Source organism: Streptomyces sp. NPDC002643, from assembly GCF_053592555.1.
Window position 1 is genome coordinate 194,845 of sequence record NZ_JBSFVY010000013.1, and the last position, 17,120, is coordinate 211,964.

At 72.1% G+C, this 17,120-nt stretch carries 12 protein-coding genes; 7 read left to right on the plus strand and 5 right to left on the minus strand.

Annotation, left to right across the window (positions count from 1 at the left end):
• The first annotated feature begins 62 nt into the window (after positions 1–62).
• The 3 genes from ACWD4G_RS21470 to ACWD4G_RS21480 all read left to right on the plus strand — a co-directional run bounded on the left by ACWD4G_RS21470 (position 63) and on the right by ACWD4G_RS21480 (position 3,634).
• Positions 63–1,700: an alpha/beta hydrolase gene (locus ACWD4G_RS21470; protein ID WP_451295685.1), complete on the plus strand. Its 1,638-nt coding sequence runs from the start codon at positions 63–65 to the stop codon at positions 1,698–1,700.
• A gap of 144 nt (positions 1,701–1,844) precedes the next feature.
• Entirely contained in the window at positions 1,845–2,375 is a 531-nt protein-coding gene (locus ACWD4G_RS21475) for a DUF4232 domain-containing protein (RefSeq protein WP_451295687.1), read from the plus strand.
• A gap of 161 nt (positions 2,376–2,536) precedes the next feature.
• Positions 2,537–3,634 carry a baeRF3 domain-containing protein gene (locus ACWD4G_RS21480; protein ID WP_451295689.1) on the plus strand — a complete coding sequence of 366 codons (1,098 nt, stop codon included), beginning with the start codon at positions 2,537–2,539 and terminating at the stop codon, positions 3,632–3,634.
• 16 nt (positions 3,635–3,650) lie between these two features.
• Here ACWD4G_RS21480 and ACWD4G_RS21485 read toward each other — a convergent pair whose 3' ends face one another.
• Positions 3,651–4,064: an SsgA family sporulation/cell division regulator gene (locus tag ACWD4G_RS21485; RefSeq protein ID WP_451295691.1), complete on the minus strand. Its 414-nt coding sequence runs from the start codon at positions 4,062–4,064 to the stop codon at positions 3,651–3,653.
• A gap of 438 nt (positions 4,065–4,502) precedes the next feature.
• Between ACWD4G_RS21485 and ACWD4G_RS21490 the strand changes: the two genes are divergently transcribed.
• Positions 4,503–5,933: a PP2C family protein-serine/threonine phosphatase gene (locus ACWD4G_RS21490; protein ID WP_451295693.1), complete on the plus strand. Its 1,431-nt coding sequence runs from the start codon at positions 4,503–4,505 to the stop codon at positions 5,931–5,933.
• A 77-nt stretch (positions 5,934–6,010) separates the two neighbouring features.
• Here ACWD4G_RS21490 and ACWD4G_RS21495 read toward each other — a convergent pair whose 3' ends face one another.
• The gene (locus tag ACWD4G_RS21495; RefSeq protein ID WP_451295695.1) at positions 6,011–7,507 is read right to left on the minus strand and encodes a DNA-binding protein NsdB; all 1,497 of its coding nucleotides are present in this window, start codon (positions 7,505–7,507) and stop codon (positions 6,011–6,013) included.
• 254 nt (positions 7,508–7,761) lie between these two features.
• On the opposite strand from ACWD4G_RS21495, the gene ACWD4G_RS21500 reads away from it, so the two are divergent.
• Positions 7,762–8,898: an aminoglycoside phosphotransferase family protein gene (locus tag ACWD4G_RS21500; protein WP_451295697.1), complete on the plus strand. Its 1,137-nt coding sequence runs from the start codon at positions 7,762–7,764 to the stop codon at positions 8,896–8,898.
• 248 nt (positions 8,899–9,146) lie between these two features.
• Positions 9,147–11,117: an N-acetylmuramoyl-L-alanine amidase gene (locus tag ACWD4G_RS21505; protein ID WP_451295699.1), complete on the plus strand. Its 1,971-nt coding sequence runs from the start codon at positions 9,147–9,149 to the stop codon at positions 11,115–11,117.
• Between the two features lie 39 nt (positions 11,118–11,156).
• On the opposite strand, the gene ACWD4G_RS21510 is transcribed toward ACWD4G_RS21505, so the two are convergent.
• Complete coding sequence (locus ACWD4G_RS21510) at positions 11,157–11,654, minus strand: hypothetical protein (protein WP_451295701.1); 498 nt, start codon at positions 11,652–11,654, stop codon at positions 11,157–11,159.
• 139 nt (positions 11,655–11,793) lie between these two features.
• A complete protein-coding gene (locus tag ACWD4G_RS21515) occupies positions 11,794–12,423 on the minus strand; it encodes a CGNR zinc finger domain-containing protein (RefSeq protein ID WP_451295703.1) in 630 nt (209 codons plus the stop codon).
• Between the two features lie 177 nt (positions 12,424–12,600).
• Between ACWD4G_RS21515 and ACWD4G_RS21520 the strand changes: the two genes are divergently transcribed.
• A complete protein-coding gene (locus ACWD4G_RS21520; protein ID WP_451295705.1) occupies positions 12,601–13,719 on the plus strand; it encodes a hypothetical protein in 1,119 nt (372 codons plus the stop codon).
• A 68-nt stretch (positions 13,720–13,787) separates the two neighbouring features.
• On the opposite strand, the gene ACWD4G_RS21525 is transcribed toward ACWD4G_RS21520, so the two are convergent.
• A complete protein-coding gene (locus tag ACWD4G_RS21525; protein WP_451295707.1) occupies positions 13,788–17,024 on the minus strand; it encodes an AAA family ATPase in 3,237 nt (1,078 codons plus the stop codon).
• Between the last annotated feature and the right edge of the window lie 96 nt (positions 17,025–17,120).

Consider the following 17,120-nt stretch of genomic DNA (forward strand, 5'->3'; position numbering starts at 1 on the left):
GCCTATGGTGATCCGGGGGTTGTCTCCGGCCGCCCTTGGCCGGGTGTCCCCTGGAGGCACGCATGCGGTCCACGCACAGACGGCGGCGCCCGCTCGCCGGAGCCGCGGTCGCGGCGCTGACGCTGCTGGGCACCGGACTCCCGGCCCTGGCGTCCGGCGCCGACGACGAGCCAGGCGACCTGCGGGCCGACCTGTCCCGTTTCTACGACCAGAAGATCAAGTGGTCCAAGTGCGAGGGCATGGAGGTGCCCAAGGACCTCAGGTGCGGCAAGGTCACCGTGCCGCTCGACTACACCCGGCCCGACGGCGGAACGCTCGACCTGGCCATGGCCCGCTATCGCGCCACCGGCGACTCGCGCGGCTCCGTGCTGCTGAACTTCGGCGGCCCGGGCGGCCCCGGTGTGCCCGAACTGGCCTACGGCGGCCAGGAGTTCATGGACCTCACGGACGGCTACGACGTGGTCACCTTCGATCCTCGCGGGGTCGGCCGGTCCTCCCCGGTCAGCTGTGGCGAGGACAGCTCAGTGGCCCTCGACGCCGCGGAGGACGGGGAGAACGCCGCCGATCCGCAGGCCGCGCTGAAGCAGCTGAAGAAGGCCGCCGAGTCCTGCGCGAAGCACTCCGGGCCGGTGCTGCCGCACATAGGCACGGTCAACGCCTCCCGCGATCTGGACGTGATGCGTGCCGCGCTCGGCGACAAGAAGCTCAACTATCTGGGGTTCTCGTACGGGACCCGGCTGGGCGCGGTGTACGCGGCGCAGTTCCCCGACAAGGTGGGCCGGATGGTCCTCGACGGGGTGGACAGCCTCACCGAGCCGCTGACCGAGCAGGGCCTGGTGGGCGCGGAGGGTCAGCAGAAGGCGCTGGAGGACTATCTCGACTCCTGCACCGAGCAGCTGACCTGCCCGTTCGGCCAGGACTCCCGCTCGGCCCGGGAGCAGGTGGTCCAGCTGGTCGACTCGCTGGACGAGTACCCGGTGCCGACGGACTTCGGGCAAGACTTCTCGGGACAGGACCTCGTCGGCGCCATCAGCCAGGCCCTCTACAGCGAGCAGATGTGGCCGATGCTCACCCAGGCGCTGAACATGCTGCTGTACGACGGCGACGCCCGGGGCGTCATGGCCCTGGTGGGCGGCGGTATAGCCGTACCGCCCGTCCCGCACCCGTATCCGCGTCCGCGCCCGCTCAGCCCCTCCGCGCCGGGTCCGTCCGAGACCCCCGGCCCGGACGGCGGTCTCGTCGATCCCGAGGACGTGCCGCTGGACAACCTCCCCGCGGCGCTGATGGCGATCAACTGCGCCGACGATCCCGACCGGCCCACCGCGAAGCGGATCACGGAGGAGTTCGAGGAGCTGCGCGCGCAGTACGAGGAGGCCTCCCCGGTGTTCGGCCGGTACCGGCTCACCCAGGTGCTGACGTGCTACGGCCGCCCCAAGGGCACCGACTTCATCCGGGAGGAGGTGCGCGACGTCGACACCCCGAGGATGCTGCTCGTGGGCACGCGGGGCGACCCGGCGACGCCGTACCGCTGGACCGTGGAGACGGCGAAGCGGCTCGGCCCCTCGGCGGTCGTCCTCGACAACAAGGGCACCGGGCACACCGGGTACGGGTCGTCGAAGTGCGTGCACCAGAAGGTCGACGATTTCCTGCTGTACGGATCACTGCCGGACGACGGGAGTTCCTGCGGGCCGGACGACTGAGCGACCGTGGGCCCGCTGAGCAACGGACTTGTAACACGGACACCTCGGGTACAACCACGTCCGTGCTTCACGCGTCACACAGGGTGTGCGTCGCTTTTCGCGCGTGCCGTACCCGTACGTGACCAAAACTGGGGGATTCCACCGATGCGTATCCGTTCCGTCCTCGCCTATTCGACCGCGGTGACCGCGGGCACCGCGCTGCTGATCACGGCCGCTCCGCAGAGTCTGGCCGCCCAGTCGGCCGCCAAGACCCCCGTCTGCAAGGCGAAGGCCCTCAAGCTCGGGGCCAAGCAGGCGAAGGACACGAGGATCATCCACGTCACCGTCAAGAACACGTCCAAGCACACCTGCGCCATCGACCGCCTCCCGGTCGTCACGTTCGGCGACCTCGACGGCGCGGCCCTGCCGGTGCCCTCCGGCGAGAGCGGCCCGTACAAGGTCGGCCCGGGGAAGACGGTGTGGGCGGCGGTCCGTACGATCGCCGACCTCAAGGACCCCGAGGCGCGTCGCGTCAGCACGGTCCAGGTGTCGGCCAATCCGAACCTCAACGGCCGTTCCTTCACCCTGAAGCAGTTGGGCGCGAGCAAGAAGGTCAAGGTGTGGGAGCCCGTGACGACCTGGTGGAAGCCGTCCAAGGCCGCCGCCGACAAGTCGCTGAAGAAGGAAGTCGGCTGATCCTTCCCGCCCTTGCCGTCCTTCCCGGGTGAGGGCGTACGCACGACGGTATGCGTCGGGCGTGCGCCCTCTCCGGTGTGTGCGTGGTGCCCGGTGACCCCAGATGGCGGTGCCCGATGACCCCAAATGCCCGATGGGCGAATCGGTCCTATCGTGAAGTCATGGAGCACGCCCTGAGTTCCGCGACCCTGACCGAACTGCGCCGTCCGCGCCCCTATCCGGCCGTGTCGGTGCTGACGCCCACGCATCGCCGGGAGCCGGAGAACGCACAGGACCCGGTCCGGCTGCGCAATGTGCTCGCCGAGGCGAAACGGCAGTTGGAGCAGGACCCGGCGGTCACCCGCGAGCGACGCAACGAGGTCGTCGAGCAGTTGGACGAGGCGCTGACCGAGGTGGATCTGGCCCATGCCGAGGACGGGTTGGTGATCTTCGCGGCGCCGGGTGAGCACCAGGTCTGGTCGCTCGCGCGTCCGGTGCCGGAGCGCGTGGTGCTCTCGGACACCTTCCTGACCCGCAATCTGGTGGCCGCGCACGCCGCCGAGCGGCCGTTCTGGGTGCTGTCGGTCTCCCCCGACCGGGTCGCGCTGTGGAGCGGCGGCGGCGACCGTGTCGAGGAGACCCGCGCGGGTGGTTTCCCGATGGCCCGGGAGCAGGTCAATTTCGACGCCGAGCGCGTGGAGCAGATCGGCGACACCCCGAGCGCGTTCCGCGACGAGGGGACCCGGCACTTCCTGCGGGACGCCGACACCGCGATGGGCCGCGTACTGCGCACCAACCCTCGGCCCCTGTACGTGACCGGGGAGACGGCGGCACTGTCCGCGCTGGAGGAGATCGGCACGGTCACCCGGAACGCCGTCCATGTCCCGCACGGCGGCCTGGCGAACGGCACCCCGCAGACCGTGTGGCAGGCGGTCGGGCCGGTCATCGCGGCGGAGAACCGCAGGAACGTCGACGCGGTGGCCCGGCGGCTCGAAGCGGCCCGCGGTCACAAGGCGTTCGCGGCCGGTGTCGACGAGGTCCGGCAGAACGCCGAGCAGGGGCGCATCGAGTTGCTGGCCGTGGAGGAGAACTACCGGACGATCGTCCGCTCGAACGGCGGTGGACACCTGGTGCCGGCCGAGAGCGGGGATCTCGACGCCCGCGAGGACATCGTGGACGAGATCGTCGAGCGGTGCCTGGACACCGGCGCCGAGGTGCGCTTCGTGCCCGACGGCACGCTGGGGGACGCCCGGGGCATCGCGGGCGTCCTGCGCTACTGAGGTCGGACGCCTCCGGTCAGACGCCGCCGAGGAGGGTGGTGAGGCCGCGGTCGAGCGCCTCGCCCAGTTCCTCTCTTCCCGCGGCGACCACCGCGTAGGTGCCCAGCAGGAAGCGCTGGAGGGCCACCGTGTCGAACTGGAGCATCGCCAGCCCGTACGGGGAGTGCAGTTCGACCACCGTGCGGGCGCGGCCGCAGGGCCAGATGTGCACGTCGCCGGTGCCGGAGGGCGCCTGCAGCCCCTCCTCCAGCAGATCGCGCGAGAATGTCCAGGTCACCATGGAGCCGCTGAGCGAGATGTCGGCCGGGAAGTCCAGGTGGACGGCGAGCGGGTCGTCGGAGGAGTAGCGCAGGGACGCGGGCACCGGAACCTCCCGGTCCTCGGCGGTGACGAGGAGCGCGCGAGCGGGCTGTTCCAGCTTGACGGTCATGAACGATCTCCGTTTCTGAAGGTCTGCCTACCGGTGCGGGCCGGCCGATGCGCCGACGTGCCTCTTCGACCTCGCGGAGAGCATTCGCACGAAGCGCCCACCCGGATTCATCTTTGTGACCCATGTCACCCATGGATCTCGATGGGCCTCGATGAAATCGGACATGAATGCGGACATGGATACTCCGAACACCAGAGTGAGATGACCGCACGCCCGAGCCGTCGCTCCGTCAAGTCACGTACCATCTCTACGACTTGACGCCTGCGGACGCCCATCGGCGTGGGGCGGCGAACCCGTTCCACCAGGACAGCGGCATATGCCAGAAGCACCGCCGTATCGTGTCTTGCCAAATCCCTTACAGCGCGTCGCGGGCTGTGCGACAGTCGTAACCGGCCCTTCCGTCCGCGTTGGTCGCAGCGACCCCCATCGGAGTACGTGATGCCGTCCCATCTGTCTGCGGATCGCCCCGCCGCCCAGCCGCCCCGGCGCGGCACGGTCGACGCGCTCATCTCGCAGACCCGGCGGCTGCGCGGAGCCATCGTCGACCACGCCGTACGCCGTGACGCCCCCGCCGACGGGACGGACGCCGAGGGCCGGTGGCAGCGGGCGCTCTACGATCTGGCGGTGCATCAACTCAACGATCTGGACGGCCACTTGGCCCAGCTGCGGGACGGCCCCGCCGTACCCGCCGAGCCGGAGACGGCATCCGGCCCCCGGCCCGTGCCGGTCGTGCCGCCCCGGCGGGAGTCGCTGCTCAGCCGGGTCGGCAGCGCCGAGTGGAATCTGCTGACCGACGAGGCCAGCTGGTCCGGCGAGCTGTACCAGATCCTCGGCCGTGACCCCGCCGCCCCGCCGCTCACCCTCGACGAACTGCCGTCGCTGGTGCTGGACGAGGACCGGCCCCGGCTGACGGCGATGGTGACGGACTGTCTGATCGACGCCAAGCGCATCGACGGGGAGTTCAGGATCGCGCTGCCCGACGGCGGGGTGCGCACGGTCCACATGATGGGCGAGCCCGTACTCGACGACGACGGCAACACGGCCTCCATGTGGGCCGTGCTGCGGGACGTCAGCGAACTGCGGCGCAGCCAGCTGGCGGTGAGCGAGACCCGTGACTCGCTGCGGCGTCAGCGGCACATCGCGCAGACCGAGCACCGGCTCGCGGTCGAGTTGCAGGAAGCCGTGCTGCCACCCTGGCGCGGCTCCCTGCGGCTCCCGCCGCACGGCCCCGAGGCACTCGACCTGGCGGCCCGCTATCTGCCGTCGTCGACGAGCGCGCTGATCGGCGGCGACTGGTACGACGCCCTCGAACTGCCGGGCGGGGAGAGCCTGTTGAGCGTCGGCGACCTCACCGGGCACGGTGTCGCCGTCACCTCGGGCATGGCGACACTGATCGGCGCGGTGCGCGGCATGGCGATGGCGGGCACCGAACCGGGCCGGCTGATGGCATGCCTCAACCAGTTACTGGACGCCACCGCGCAACCCGCCCTCGGCAGCGCCGTCTGCTGCCGCTACCGGCCGGCCACCCGCACGCTGGTCTGGGCGCAGGCCGGGCACCCCGCCCCGCTGCTGTTCCGCGACGGGACGGGGCGCGTGCTGAAGTCACCGGACGGCGTCCTGCTCGGAGCCACCTCGGGTGCCGTCTACGGGCAGGCCGAAGTGACCCTCGAACCGGGCGATCTGCTGCTGCTGCACACCGACGGCCTGGCGCGCAGGGGAACGACAGCCGTCCAGCGGTTGCTGGACCTCGCCCCACGTCTCACGGAGGCGAATGCGGCCCAGGACTGTGTACGGATGGTGTTGGAGGAACTCGGCGGGAGAGAGCGCGAGGACGACGCCTGCGTGCTCGTCGCCAGGGTCAGCTCCTGACGGCAGGATCAGCCCCTGAACCTGAACCGCAGGGTCAGCCCCTGATGGTGTGAGATTCGCTCCCGGCGTTCACAGGGTCATGCCGGTGCGATGTCGCCCTTGGCCCGGCCCGTTCCCTTGGGCAGGGCGAGCCTGATCTCCTCTCGCAACTGACGGATGCTCGGGTGGTCGGCGTAACGGCCCGTCAGCTCATACATCTGGCCGAGCCGGTCCCAGGTGCGGTGGGAGGAGTTGGACCCCATCGTCCTGAGGGCCTCACGGGCGTAGTACGCCCCCTGTTCCGGTTCGCCGTCGATGAAGGACGCCGAGGCCATCGACAGATAGTCGAAGATCTTCGAGCGCTCCCGGCCGTCGTTCCGCAGGGCGAGGGCCTTCTCCGCGTAGTGCCGGCTGTGCCTGGCGGCTCCGGGATCGTGCTCCGCGAGCATGCGGTAGGACAGGGCCTGCATGCCGTACAGGTCCTCTTCCTTGAACATCGACATCCAGCTGGGCAGTGGTTCGTCGCCCCGGTCGGCGACGAAGAGGTCCTCCGCCTGGCCGAGGGTGCGCCGCATGGCCTGGCCCTTGCCCATGGAGGCGTGGGCCCAGGCCTCGACGGTGTAGAGCATGGCCTTGGTGCGCGGCAGCACCTGCTCGCCGGAGCCGGACTGGGCGAGCTTCATGAGGTCGAGTGCCTCGTCGGGCTTGCCCAGATGGACCAGTTGTCGGGCCGCGCGGGAGAGGGCTTCGCCGGCCCGGGGCCGGTCGCCGCCCTCCCTGGCGGCATGGGTGGCGATGATGAAGTACTTCTGGGCGGTGGCTTCCAGACCGACGTCGTGCGACATCCAGCCCGCGAGGACCGCGAGGTCCGCGGCGACGCCCCACAGGCGCCGCTGGAGATGTTCGGGGTGACGGTAGGAGAGCATGCCTCCCACCTCGTTCAACTGGCCGACGACCGCCTTGCGTTGCAGCCCGCCGCCGCGTGCGGCGTCCCAGGCCCGGAACACTTCGACCGAGCGCTCCAGCTCCTCGACCTCCTGGTGGCCGATGGGGGCGGCTTCATAGCGCTCGAATCCGGCCGGGTCGGCGTGCAGGGGGTTGTCGAGATCAGGGGCGTCGGCCGTCAGCACCGGATCGGTGTGCAGCCAGTCGTGCATGGCGCTGCTGAGTACAGATCCCGCGGCGAGCGCGGCACCCGCGCCCACCAAACCGCGTCGGTTGAGCATGAGGTCCATTCCCGTGAATTCGGTGAGGACCGCGGCTGTTCGTTCGGGCGTCCACGGCACTCCGTCGGGGTGTTCCACACGCCCGCCGCCCTGCCGCTTCCCCGTACGCCCGTGCCGCACCAGACCGAGGTCCTCGATGGTCACGACACGACCGAGACGCTCGGTGAACAGCGTCGCCAGCACCCGTGGCACGGGGTCGCGCGGGATCTCTCCCGTGTCGATCCAGCGCCGTACCCGTGAGGTGTCCGTCGCCAGCTGGGGGTGGCCCATGGCCGCCGCCTGCCGGTTGACGAGCCTCGCGAGCTCTCCCTTGGACCAGCCGGCCAGGCCGAACAGGTCCCCGAGTCGGGTGTTGGGTTGTCCGCTCACGTCAAGCCCCCAGGTTCTCGGCTGAGTTGAATGTAGCCCGCTGTCAGTTGCTCGGGGACTATTCGCCAGGCTTCGCCAGGGTGCGCTACATGGTGTGCCAGGGGTCATCCGGTGTCAGGTAGGAAAGCGCCACCCCGACCCGGTCGCCCTCCTGCTCCCAGCAGGAGCAGGGGCATTCCCCAGGGTGCACCGAAGGCGGCCGGGCCGGGCAGGGCGCTGACCTCGCAGGCACACGAAGGGATCTGTATTCCCCCATGTACGCAGCATCGTCCTCCGTGTCCGCCCCGCCCCGGCCGCTCGCTCCCCGCCAGCCGGGCGGCGGCGGCCCCTACCTCGACCCCACGCGTTCGACGGGCACCGTACTCGGCGGCCGGCGGCGCGTCCCGGGCGTCGGCACCCAACCGCTCAGCGGGAGACTCGACCTGTCCGGCCCTCAGGGCGCGCAGCTGCGTACGGCGATCGCCTCGGTGCATCGCATCTGCCCGGAGTTCGCTCCGGTCCAGGTGCTGCGCCGCAGCGGACGGTCGGTGCTGCTCGTCGGCACCACGGGGCGCAGCACGGCCGTCGCCAAGTGTTTACTGGACCACTCCTCGATCTGGGAGGAGCGGATCAGGCATGAAATAGCCGCGTACCGCGCGTTCGTCCGGCACCGCCCGCCGGTGCGGGTGCCGAGGCTGATCGCGGCGGACCCGGACAACTGCACCTTGGTCATCGAGCGGATGCCGGGCCGGGTGGCGGCCCTGCAGCGGCATCCGGTGGAGGCGCCGCCGCGCGCCGACATCCGGGCGGCGCTCGGCGCGATCTGCCGGCTCAACGCGTGGCGGCCACCGGCGGGGACGTTCGACGCCCCGCTGGACTACGCGGAGCGGATCTCCCGGTTCCATGAGCTGGGTCTGCTCACCGACCGGGACATGGGCGATCTGCAGAAGCTGCTGCACGGCATCGCCCATGCCTCGGGACGGCAGGGCATGGGCCAGTTCTGTCACGGCGACGCCCTGCTGTCGAACCTCCTGCTCTCACCGGCCGGTCCCGTGCTGGTGGACTGGGAGCACGCGGGGTGGTACCTGCCGGGGTACGACCTCGCGACGCTGTGGGCGGTGCTCGGGGACGCCCCGGTGGCGCGGCGGCAGATCAGTCAGCTGGCACAGTCGGCGGGCCCGGCCTCGCGCGACGCGTTCCTGGTGAATCTGATGCTGGTGCTGACCCGTGAGATCCGTACCTATGAGACGGCCGTGCAGCGTTCGATGCACGACTCGACCCCGGCGGTACCGGGCCCGGCCCACCCGGCTGCCGCGCCGTCCGGCGAGGAACAGCGGCTGCTGCTGAGGCGGCTGCACGACGACTGCCAGCTGGCCCGCAAGGCCGTACGGGCGGCGGTCGGCACTCGCTGAGGGGAAGAGGAAGACCCACGGCACGCCTTGGACAGGGGCGAGCCGTGGGTCTTCGTCATGTCCGGCCACTCCCCCGGCCCTCGTGGCTCCCGCCCCGCTCCCCCGCTCGTGCGGCACTCGGAGGCCGGGCTTCCCCGGGAATTCGCCTTCTGCTGGGCATGATTGACGGATCGTCGGTCGGCCGATAGCACTGGTGCACAATCGGTCCCGCACGCCCCACGCACCCCCCACAGTTCCAGGAGACCGCCTTGCGAGGATTCCCCACCGACCGCAGGCCCACCCCCCACCTCGAACGCGCCCGCAGAGCGGCGGTCGTCACGGCCCCGGCCGTGTTGCTGCTGCCCCTGCTGGGCGCGGCCCCGACCGAGGCGCAGTCCGCGTCGGCCCGGCTGCAGGGCGCGTTCGCGACGGCGGCGGCCGAGTACGGCGTACCGCGCAGTGTGCTGCTCGGGGTCTCCTATCTGCAGTCCCGCTGGGACGCCCACGGCGGTGCGCCGAGCGTGACCGGCGGCTACGGCCCGATGCACCTCACCGACGCCCGTACGGCTCTGGCCGAGGCCCCGCACCACAGCGAGGGCACGGAGGACGCCCGCGGCGACGACTCCCGGGCACCCCTCCTACCCGAGGCGGAGCCACCGCGGAACTCCGAACTCCCTTCCCGGCTGCGGACGTTGACTAGGGCTGCCGAGCTGACGGGCCTGCCGGAGGAAGCGCTGCGCACGGACGCCGAGGCCAATGTGGCGGGCGGTGCCGCGCTACTGGCCGCCGAGCAGCGGAAGTCGGGCAGGGCGCCGAGTGCCGATCCGGCGGACTGGTACGGGGCGGTGGCCCGCTTCTCCGGCGCCGACGACCGGGCGACGGCCACGGCGTACGCCGACGAGGTGTTCGAGGTGATCCGGGACGGCGCCCAGCGGGTCACGGACGCCGCTCAGCGCGTCGTACTCGCCCCGGAGCCGGGGCTGCGGCCCGACCACGCCCAGTTGTCCGGCGCCGGGCTGCGGGTGGCGGACACGGACGGCACGGAGTGCCCGGCGACGGTGTCCTGCGAGTGGCTCCCGGCGCCGTACGAGGAGTTCGGCGACAACGACTACGGCAACCACGATCTCGCCGACCGCCCGCATTCCCAGACCGTCCGGTACATCGTCGTCCATGACACCGAGGCCACCTGGGACACCACGCTGCGACTGGTCCAGGACCCGACCTATGTGTCCTGGCACTACTCGCTACGCTCCACGGACGGGCACATCGCCCAGCATGTGAAGACCAAGGACGTCGGCTGGCACGCCGGCAACTGGTACGTCAACGCGGCGTCCATCGGGCTGGAGCACGAGGGTTTCCTCGCCTCGCCGGACGCCTGGTACACGGAGGCGATGTACCGGACGTCGGCGCGGCTGGTGAAGTACCTGGCGGCGAAGTACCGCATCCCGCTGGACCGTCAGCACATCCTGGGCCACGACACCGTGCCCGGCCCGACGACGGCGACCATCCCGGGCATGCACACCGACCCCGGCCCGTACTGGGACTGGCGGCACTACTTCGCACTGCTGGGCAAGCCCTTCAAGGCGACCTCCGGCACCGACAGCGCCCTGGTCACCGTCCTGCCCGACTACGCCGGTAACCGGCCCGAGTTCACCGGCTGCGCGGCGGGCGGGCAGACCTGCGAGGTGCACGGCTCCAGCGCCGTACGCCTGTACAGCGCTCCCGACACCACCTCGCCGCTGATCAAGGACATCGGGCTGCGCCCCGACGGCAGCGCCTCCACGATCGACGTCAACGACCTCGGTTCCCGGGTCTCCACCGGTCAGCAGTACGCGGTCGCCGAGCGCCGGGGCGACTGGACGGCGATCTGGTACCTGGGGCAGAAGGCCTGGTTCCGGAACCCGGAGGACCGGCCGACGGCGGTCGGGACGGCCGGGCTGGTGGTGACCCCGAAGGACGGGCTGACCGAGATCCCGGTGTACGGCAGGGCCTACCCCGAGGCCGGGGCGTACCCGCAGGGGGTGCCCGCCCAGGCCGTGTCCCCGCTGCCGTACAAGCTGCTCGCCGGCCAGAAGTACGTGGCCGGTGATCTGATGCCGGGCGAGTACTACTACGCGGTCTCCTTCGACACCACCGGGCACCGGGTCGTGGTCGGCGAAGAGCTGTACTACGAGATCCAGTTCGGCCACCGGGTGGCGTTCGTGAAGGCGGCGGACGTCCAGGTGCTGGCGGGGGCGTGAGCGGACGGGGCCCCGTGGCGGGCGGGGCCCCGGTGGATGTCAGCCCTGCTGGAACAGCTCCGCCGGGAGCGGCTTGAGGAGGGCGTAGAGGTCGTCGGTGATGGGGCGGTCCCAGGCGGCGATGGTGACCAGGACGTTGTCGCTGCGGTCGAACTGGACGCAGGAGATCCGGGACTCGGAGAGCTTCAGACGGCGGACGATCAGGAGGTTGTCGCCCTGCATCACCGGGATGTCCTCGGACCCGACGACGGTGATCTCCTCCTCGTTCTCCAGCGCGATCAGCAGCTGGGCCACCTCGAAGGGGATCTCGCCGTCGGTGACCTCACGTGCCGGGGAGCCCTCGGGGAGGTTGCCGATGATCATCGCGGGGCCGCGGCCGCCGTACAGGTCGTACCGCAGGAAGACGCCCTGGCAGGTGCCGTCGGGGGCGGGCAGCAGACCGGCGCCGAGATTGCCCGGCCAGTCGCCCGGGTCCATGGCCAGTACGTCGAAATCGGGCCCGGCGGGGGTGGCGCTGCGGCGGCGGAGGAAGGACATGCTTGCCATGGTACGTCGTGCCGTCCGGCGGTTGGGCCGGGAACGACGGGGGGCTGGGTGTTGTCGTTCGGGTGCGGGTGAGTGGGGGCTGGTCGCGCCCACGCGGCGGTAGCCGCAAATCAGCACAGCCCCGCGCCCCTTAGGTGGGCTCACCGACCCTTGGCTGTGAAGCTGAGGACTGCTTGTGGCGGCTGTGGTGGCGGGCCACTCGGGCTCGGTTGCCGCAGGCGGGTTTGCACCATTCCTGGCGGGGGTGGTCCTTGAGGAAGTAGCGGACGCAGCGGGGGGCGTGGCAGGCGCGGAGGCGGTTGCGGTCGGGGCCGGAGAGGAAGGCGACGGTGGCGCGGGCGAGGGCCGCGGTGAGGTGGTCGTCGCCGGTCGCGGGTTGCTGGTGGACTACGGGGTCGGCGCTCGGGGACCAGGACAGTACGGGGACGGTGGGGGCGAGGGCGGCGGCGCGGTTGAGGCGCTCCAGGGCCTCGGGGACGGGCAGCAGCCGGGTGGCGTCGGCCGGGCTGGGCTCGTCGGGGCTGACGGCACGGGCGAACAGGGCCCGGACGGCGGCGCGGAGATCGCGTACGGCGGTGAGGGCGGACTCGTCGGCGACGAAATCGGCGGCCTCGGGCAGGACGTCCGCGTGGCCGTGGACCCAGGTCGTCAGTCCGTGCGGCTCGGCGAGGTCGTCGGTGATTCCGCCGTTCCCGTCGTGGCGGATGGTGAGGGCGAGATCGAGGGCGAGCCGCGCGTCCGGGCCGGTCGAGTACTCCATGGCGCTAATGATAGGCGGGCGGTCATCCATTAGGGGCCGGTCGTGGTGGGTCCGTTCCCGGGGACCCCGAATGATCTCCGGCGGGACCGGCAACGATACTGGTGTACGCACGTGCCCCTGCTTCCCGATGGACCCATGCCGACCTCCCCCTCAGCCCGTCCCGCGACTCCTCCTACCGTGTGGCCGGCTCGCGGCCGTCACGTCGGCCCCGACGCCGAGGACGTCCTGCGTCGCACTCTGCGGCAGCTCAAGGACAGCCAGGTCATCGACGACTTCCTGGAAGTGCCGGACGAAGGGGGCGACTCCCCCGAGCGGGTCTTCGAGGCCCGTTGGCGCGTCCCCGACGAGGTGACCGTACGTGCCCGGCTGGGCCTCGCCCCCGACGCGGGCGGCGGGCGGGAGTGGACGCTTCTCGCCGAGGCGGAACAGGCGTGGGACGCGGCGTGGCCGTCCCCCGTCACCCGGTTCTGGCCGGAGTACGGCGACTGGGACCATGACGCCGCCACCGGCCTGTCGCTGAGCAGGATCAACGCCCTGCCCGAGGACGACAAGGACATACGGCGGCTGTTCAGGGACTCCGGGCGGGGCGGATGGTGCGTCCATGTCGTCATTCACGAGGCGATGACCACGGACGAGCGCGGCCGGCTGCCCCTCGCGCGATGGCTGGCGCCGAGCCTGCGCCATCGCGTCGTGGAACACCGGGCCGCGCCGCATCAGCTGCGGGTCATGAACTGGGCGCTGCGGGAGTTCCGGGTGGAGGTGCCGCGCGGGGGTGCGGTGGTGCTGCCAGGCGTCCCGGCCCCCGAGGGCTATGACGCCGAGGAGTTCGCCGTACGCACGGTGTTCCTGGACGGTTCGGAGCCGGGCGATCTCGTCGCGGCGGTGACGCGGTTCGCCGCGCTGCCCCGGCCGCTGCCGGACGGTGCCGGCGACGCGCTCACCGCGCTGCGGGAGGAGTGGCAGCTGCTCACGGTCGAGGAGGAACTCGTCCGGGAGCGCAGGCGGGTGGCGAGGTACGCCGAGGCGCTGGAGGCGATGACCGAGTCGCGGGATCTGTACAAGGAGGCGATGGAGCGGGCCCATGAGGCGCTCGCCGCCTACCGCGCGTCCGCCGAGGCGGCTCCCGCCCCACAGCAGCCGTCGGGGACCCGGACGCCGTCCGCGTTCCAGCAGCTGACCCGCACCCTGGAGCGTCTGAAGGACAGCACCAAGGCCCTGCGTCCGGCCGCCGCGTCCGAGGGCGAGGGCGAGGGCGAGGAGGGCACGGAGGCCCGGCCGGGCGGCTCGGAGCGTTAGGGCGTCGGCGCCGGCTCGACCCGTGTTGCGGGCTGGTGCCACCGCGCCAGGGTGCGCAGGACGCAGGGTCAGAGGTCTCGGTCGGTTTCGGCGTTCCGGCCCAGCAGCCGGGGGAGTTCGGTGCGGGAGGTGATGCCGAGCTTGGGGAAGGCCCGGTAGAGGTGGTGGCCGACCGTGCGGGGGCTCAGGAAGAGCTGGGTGGCGATCTCGCGGTTGGTGGCGCCGGTGGCGGCCAGCCGGACGACCTCGCGTTCCTGGGGGCTGAGCCTGGCCAGCGGGGCGTCCGCCCGGTCGTCCGGGCCGAACTGCTCGCCGGTGGCCTGGAGTTCGGTGCGGGCGCGGGTGGCCCAGGGCCGGGCGTCCAGGCTCTCGAAGGCTTCGAGGGCGACGCGGAGGTGGTGTCGGGCGTCGGTGCGACGACGCTCGCGGCGCAGCCACTCGCCGTACAGCAGCTCGGTACGGGCTCGCTCGAAGGGATGGCCCGCGTCGTTTCGGCCCGGGCCGTTTCGGCCTGCCCCGTTTCGGCCCGCGCTGCTTCGGCCCGCATCGTGGCAGGTCTCGTCGTGCCGGCGCAGGGCTTCGTCGAAGTGCCGCTCGGCATCGTCGGGTTGCTCGAAGGGGCCGGTCAGCGCGCGGCAGCGGTGGAGCAGTGCGAGCGCCGCGGGGCGGTTCGAGGCCGTCGCCCAGTCGGTGAGGCGGGCGATCGGCTCGGCGGCCCGGTCCGGGTGGCCGGCGCGTACCGCCGCCTCGACGAGATCGGGCAACAGCCAGGCGGAGAGCGCCGGATGGCCGATCCGGGCGCGCGCCGCCTCCAGGTGGGCGAGCGCGCGCTCGGCGGCGCCGAGCCCGAGGTCGAGCAGACCGAGGGCCCGGTGGGCGTGGGCGGCGGCCAGCGCGATGCCGTGGGCGTCGGCATGCCTCAGGGCCGCCTCGGCGAGGTCGGTGCACCGGTCCTGGTCGCCGCGCAGGGCGGCCAGAGTCGCCAGGGTGGCCCGCAGGTAGGTGCCCCGGTGATCGCGGCCGTACTCCTCGGCGATGGCGAGGCCCTCTTCTGCGGCGATGTGTGCCTCGGCGTAGCGTCCCAGGGCCAGTTGGGCCTCGGCGAGCAGGTGCAGCGCGGTGTGGAGCCAGCCGACCACGTCCTGGGCGCGGCAGTCCCGTACGCATGCGGAGGCAATCTCGTACGCGGTGCCGTGGTCGGCGAGCAGCTGGGCGTGCACACCGGCGGTGATCCGCTCGGCGAAGTCGGCGGTGGGCGTCGGGACGGCCGTGGCCGCCGTGGCCGTCATGGCCACCGGGCCGCCCGGCGCGGTCGGCGCGTCTGCTGCGGCCGAAGAGTCCGCCATGCACCGAGCCTCGACTGCGCCCCGAGCAACGGCCGCCGGGCCACCCGCCACGACCGGCACGTCTGCTGCGGCCAGCACACCTGCTGAGGCCGGCGCGTCTGCCGTACGCCGAGCGTCGGCCATGCCCCGAGCCTCGGCCATGCTCAGGACGTCGGCCGTACCCAGGGCGCCAGCCGTACCCAGGACGTCGGCCGTACCCAGAGCGCCGGCCGTACCCAGGGGACCGGCCGTGCCCAGGACGTCGGCCCCGTCCGGGGCGTCCTCCGCCGCCCGGAGCGCGGCGCGCGTGCCGGGCGCCGCCCGGAGTGCGGCGGCCGGCGCTGCACCCGCCGTCGCCTGGGGCTTCGGCGCCTCGGCGGTGGACAGGGCCGTCATCGCACGCGTCACCGCGTACTCCGGTGTGTCGGGGATGCGGGCGGCCACCTCGGCGAGGAGGTGGCGGTCGCCGGAGGAGTGTGCTGCCTGGACGGCCTCGGCGAGGAGGGCGGGGAGGTCGCCGCCGGTGCCGATCCGGTCCGCGCAGGCGAGGAGGATGCGGGTGGCCTCGCCCGGTGTTCCTCGGTCCAGTTCGACGATGGCCCGAACCCGGGCGAAGTCGGCCAGCGTCTCCGGGTCGAGGGCGAGCGCGTTGATCCGGTCGGTCAGGGCCGCCGTACGGGCGAACCGCCCGGCCTCCGCCGCCGTGAAGGCCCCCGCGGCCAGCAGCCGGGCGCGTCTGGCCGGGTCCCCCGTGAGCTGCGCCGCGCGTTCGTACGCGGCCGACGCGGCGGCGGTGCCCTGTCGGCCGCCGGCCCGCTGCGCGGCGGCCACCATCTCGTCCGCGACCGTCTCGTCCGTCCCGGTGGTGGCGGCGGCCAGGTGCCAGGCCCGGCGGTCGGCCTGCCGGTCACCGCCCAAAGCGCCCTCCAGCGCGTCGGCCAGCGCCTGGTGGGCGGCGAGCCGGCGTGCCAGGGCGGCGTCCTGGTAGGTGGCCGATCTGATGAGGGGGTGGCGGAAGGACAGGGTGTGCTCGGTGAGCTGAACGAGCGTGGCGCGTTCGGCCGGCTCCAGGTCCGCCGGCGTCGCGCCGAAGCGGGCCGAGGCCCGCAGGACGAGGTCGAGGTCGCCCGTGTCGTCGGCGGCGGCCACCAGCAGCATCGCCCGGGTGGCGTCGGGCAGTCGGCGGATGTGCTCCTGGAAGGATTCCTGGATGCGGCCGGCGGGCGAGGCCAGCCCGGCGGGCAGGGTGACCGGGTTCAGCCGGCCCGCGCGCTGTTCCTCGGTGAGCGCCGCGGGCAGTTCGAGCAGCGCCAGCGGATTGCCCTGCGCCTGCTCGACGATCCGGTCGCGCACGTAGGGCGACAGATCGGCGGCCCGGTCGGCGAGGAGCGCGTCGACCGCCCCGGCATCGAGTCCGCTCAGCCGCAGCGTCGGCAGGCCCGCGATCCGACCGCCCGGAACACCGTCGCGGACGGCGAACAGCATCACCACACCCTCGGAGCGCAGCCGACGCGCCGCGAACGTCAGGGCGTCCAGCGATGCCTGGTCCAGCCATTGCGCGTCGTCGATCAGACACAGGAGCGGGCCGCCGCCGACCTCCTCCGTGAGGGCCGCCAGCACCGCCGTGCCCACGGTGAAGCGGTCGCTCACCGACCCGCCCGCGACTCCCAGGGCCGCCTTCAGAGCGGCGGCCTGTGGGTCCGGGAGCCGGTCGAGTCGGTCGGTCATGGGCCGCAGCAGCTGGTGCAGGCCGCCGTACGGCAGTTCCATCTCCGACTCGATACCCACGGTCCGCAGTACGCGGGCGGGGCCGGCGGCCTCGGGGTCGTACGCGTTCGCGTGCGCGTAGGCGTAGGCCAGCAGGGCCGTCTTGCCTATTCCGGCTTCGCCGTGGATCACCAGCGCGCCGCTCTCGCCCTCTCGGGCACGCAGGAGCAACTGATCGATCCGGTCCTGTTCCGTCCCCCGCCCGTACAACATGCGGTCAACCTACCTAACGTTCATGATCTTCCAGCGTCGGATTACGTCACGACGACCGATGTGGGGGCCCGTCAACCGGATCTACCTTCGCTGGAG